At 69.0% G+C, this 526-nt stretch carries 1 protein-coding gene; it reads right to left on the bottom strand.

The annotated features are described in order from the left end of the window. Positions 1 to 38: 38 nt before the first annotated feature. A partial coding sequence (locus tag EN742_RS38550; RefSeq protein WP_189375780.1) for a hypothetical protein occupies positions 39 to 526 on the bottom strand: 488 nt, incomplete at its 5' end.

Genomic DNA, 526 nt, shown 5'->3' on the forward strand with positions numbered 1-526 from the left:
GTTGTGGAGTTCGAGCGGCGCGGTCATTTTTCCGCCCCTCACCGCTCGGGTTTCAGCAGCGTCCAGATCCAGCCGATGAAGGTGAGGACCAGGAACGGATAGCCGATCGCCGGCAGCGGCGCCGAAGTCGGCAGCAGCGGCGCGCCCCACAGGATCATCAGCGCCGAGACGGTGAACAGCAAGGCGGCGACGAGCCCGGCGAGCCGTGTCCAGAGCGCGAAAGTCGCCGGAGCGCTGACCATGACCAGCCCCGCCGCCCACAGCGCGATGCCGCCGACATAGGAAGGCACGCTGGCCTGCAGCCCCGCCGCGTTGCCGGCCAGAAGCAGGCTTTCGCCGGCGAGGAAGGTCAGGAAGCCGGCCGCGACGAGATCATTGCCGAGCCGCTGGTATTTCATCGTCAGCAGCGCCGCCGCAACGACGACACCCACGCCGTCGATGGTCCACAACGTCTCGCGCAGCGCGTCGCTGGCAACGAAAGTGCCCGCCATGCCCAGCGCGCCGCCGATGGCGAGGCCGATTGCGG

Origin of the sequence: Mesorhizobium sp. M4A.F.Ca.ET.020.02.1.1 (assembly GCF_004022645.1) — a bacterium.
Classification (GTDB): domain Bacteria; phylum Pseudomonadota; class Alphaproteobacteria; order Rhizobiales; family Rhizobiaceae; genus Mesorhizobium.